The sequence below is a fragment of the Kosmotoga sp. genome, assembly GCF_982836095.1.
Window position 1 is genome coordinate 1 of the sequence record NZ_CEYIHJ010000198.1, and the last position, 3021, is coordinate 3021.

A 3021-nucleotide genomic window follows, 5' to 3' on the forward strand; every position below is an offset into this window, starting at 1 on the left:
GTATCACTTCGAACCGAAAGAAAGCGTTGTAGGCAGTGTTCTGCTGCTTCATGGTTTGGGAACTATGAATATTCCCTTCCTACTCTGGATGGGTATGCATCTTGCAAACGCAGGGGTGAGAACAGTTGTTCCTGTTCTGCCCGGGAATTTCACACGAACTTCCCATGGATCGGTGAGTGGTAAAGATTACTTTTCAGCGGATATTGATAAAGCCACGCGATATTGGGAACACGCAGTGGTGGATTGTTTGACCACCATCGACTTCATGAAGAAGCAAACCTGGTGGAGTGAAAACAACTGTCTTGTTGGATATTGCCTTGGTGGAATGATAGCTGTTATGTTAAATGCGCTTGTCAATGATTTGAAGCAGACAATACTTGTCACAGCGGGTGGGGATTTATCAACTCTTGTGTGGCATTCTCCGACACTTGCTTATGTTAGAAGAGAGATGAAACGCTTCGATACCACAGCATCAGGTATTGGCGATGAGGAAAATTTAAAGCGTGTTTTCAAATCAGATATTGAAAAACTGAAAACATTTAAGAATGTCGACGAAATGCTTAACTCAGATATTCACCCATTACTTAAGATCGATCCTGTGGCATATGCCCGTTTTTCAGATTCCTCCAAACTAACGTTAATAGAGGGCGTATTTGATAGAGCCCTCCCTCCAAGTACTCGGAAAATATTATGGGAACACCTGGGTAAACCAAAGAGATACTTTGTGCCGGTTGGACACGTGACGTGGTTGCCTTTTCAGTTCTTTCTTGGAAGCTTTGTTTTGAAAAAGATGAACATCCGTGAATTTAAAAGACGGATGAGGTACATTGAAAAACCGAAAATAGAGGAAAAGTGACTGGAGGAAAAAATGGAGATTGGCAGTGTTGAAACAAAACTGGGAAGTATCGTTGTCTTTGTTAATGAGGGCAAAGTAGTGAAGATCAAATTTTCAGCAAAACACGAAGATATACCTTTAGAGCCTTTCACAACGCAAATTAAGGGCTATCTCGATGGAAAAATAAAGAAGATTGATTTCCCCGTTTTAATAGGTGGTGGAGCGATCTTCAAAAAGATATGGAAGTATGTCAGGCAGATTCCCTACGGTGAAACACTTACCTATGGTGAAGTTGCACGTGAGCTTGGAGTGATTCCCAAAGTTGTTGGCTATGCGATGGCTTGCAACAACTTGCCATTGTATATACCATGCCACAGAGTTGTAGGCAAGGATGGCATAGGTGGCTTTGGCTCAAATGTTGAATGGAAAGAGTTTTTGCTTGAAATCGAAAGCAAAACTTAGAAAAGCTGCTTGATCATACTTGCCAGATTATGAAGATCGTAGTGCTGCGAAGCTATTTTGAAATTCTTGTTCACAATGTCTGAGTAAAGCCTTTTGTTAAACAGAAGTTCGAATACTCTCTTTGCAGCTTGTTCTAAGGTATCAGCGCTGATTGTGACGAGCCCATCTGTTAGCTCGTACTGACTTCCAAGAGTAACATACTCTATTCCAGTTGACTTAATGTCCTTTGAAAAGACCTCGTATTCGAATAAAACAATGGGCTTTTTCATCAATATTGCCTCAAGAAGTTGATTTCCCCAACCTTCAAGGATTGAAGGATAAGTTACAATGTCTGCGATGTTGTAAAGCTTCATGAAAGTTTGCTCTTTGTTCTTTGCATCTGTGGTGTAGAGATCCAAGAACTCAACACCCATTTGTGCTGCCTTTTTGAATAGCTGGCGTCTGTAAGAAATATCTTCACACATTCCTGATAGAGCAAGGAGAATTCGTCCCGTAAATATGTTGTCGTTGTAGAGTGATTTACCAATATAACTCTGAGCCGTTTTTTTAAGTTCGCAACAGAGATCTATCGCAAGCTCTATTGCCTTTCTGCGGGTGATTCTCGTAGCCTGGAGGAGAACGATATCGCCAGGAAAAATGTTGTGTTCGTTTCGCAGTTCTTCTCGAAGTGATTCATTCAAATACTCTTCACCACTGAAATCTCTAACGTTTGGGATTATCAGAGCATCAATAGATTTTCTTTGAAGCAGTGAATCCTTTGCAAACGAATTTATTACAACATGCTTTATATTTTGACCAGTAGGTGGGCAGTACTTTATTAAAAGCTTTTCAACTTCAGAACAGGTGCATTTCATATGTTCTCGCTCCCACCAGAAGTCATGATGATGTCCAATGAACAACTTTTCTGGATGTTCTTCAGCGTATTGAGAAAGTGCAATAGCTACCGGTAAGTTCAAACCCAGCGACCACATATTGTTTACAATAATGACTTCATAACTACAAAGTGACTTTATAAATTTCTTATAGATTACTGTGACGTATTTGGTAATATAATCAACAATAGAATTTTCATCATAATCTTCAAGATTTTCAAAGCAGTTATGATATATAGTGTTGTGTATTGGATTATTAAATCCAATTTCGGGAATACAAATATCTACGCCTTTTTCATTGTTGCCCGCAATTATATGCACGTTATGGCCTAAACGAAGCAGAACTGTTTTCCATCTTTCCATTTCCAATGAAACCCCATCCATTAACCCTGCCCTGTAGTGAATAAGCGCTATGTTCATGTCATCACCTCGCTTAGATCATACCATTATTGGCTTACTCTGGCTTACTCAAGCGTATAAAGCCTTTGTTTGAGCAACGTACAACGTTAGGGGGTTGAATCTTCAATTTGAAGAGGCAAAACAGCACTAAAGAAGCGTGTTTCAAAAACCTCCTTCGAGATTGCCCTGTGAGACCTGTTTTGGACACAGTAAATACAAAACTATAGGTCCACGTCAAAAAAGGGTCTCAGAATCGATTTTCGAGGCAGTTTTTTCAAGCAGATTTTTTGACACGATGAGTTTGCCAAAGTCATTCACATATTCATGCTCTTGAGGACGTTTGCAATATAATGTCTCTTATATTGCAAAACTGACGAAAACCAGAACCACTCAAAAGTGCTCTTACAGACGGTATTTGCCAACGGATTTGACTTTTCGCTTTTCTTTGCTGTA

The 3021-nt window shown here is 39.8% G+C and carries 3 protein-coding genes; 2 read left to right on the forward strand and 1 reads right to left on the reverse strand.

The window, feature by feature from the left end:
* Positions 1–856 (forward strand): alpha/beta hydrolase (locus AC3LHT_RS10025; RefSeq protein ID WP_488662792.1); only part of this gene is annotated, 856 nt, incomplete at its 5' end.
* 12 nt (positions 857–868) lie between these two features.
* The gene (locus AC3LHT_RS10030; protein WP_488662793.1) at positions 869–1297 is read left to right on the forward strand and encodes a methylated-DNA--[protein]-cysteine S-methyltransferase; all 429 of its coding nucleotides are present in this window, start codon (positions 869–871) and stop codon (positions 1295–1297) included.
* Here AC3LHT_RS10030 and AC3LHT_RS10035 read toward each other — a convergent pair.
* Positions 1294–2589 (reverse strand): glycosyltransferase, encoded by a 1296-nt coding sequence (locus AC3LHT_RS10035; RefSeq protein ID WP_488662794.1) that lies wholly within the window; start codon positions 2587–2589, stop codon positions 1294–1296. The two genes, AC3LHT_RS10030 and AC3LHT_RS10035, sit on opposite strands and share 4 nt — an antisense overlap.
* Positions 2590–3021: the final 432 nt, after the last annotated feature.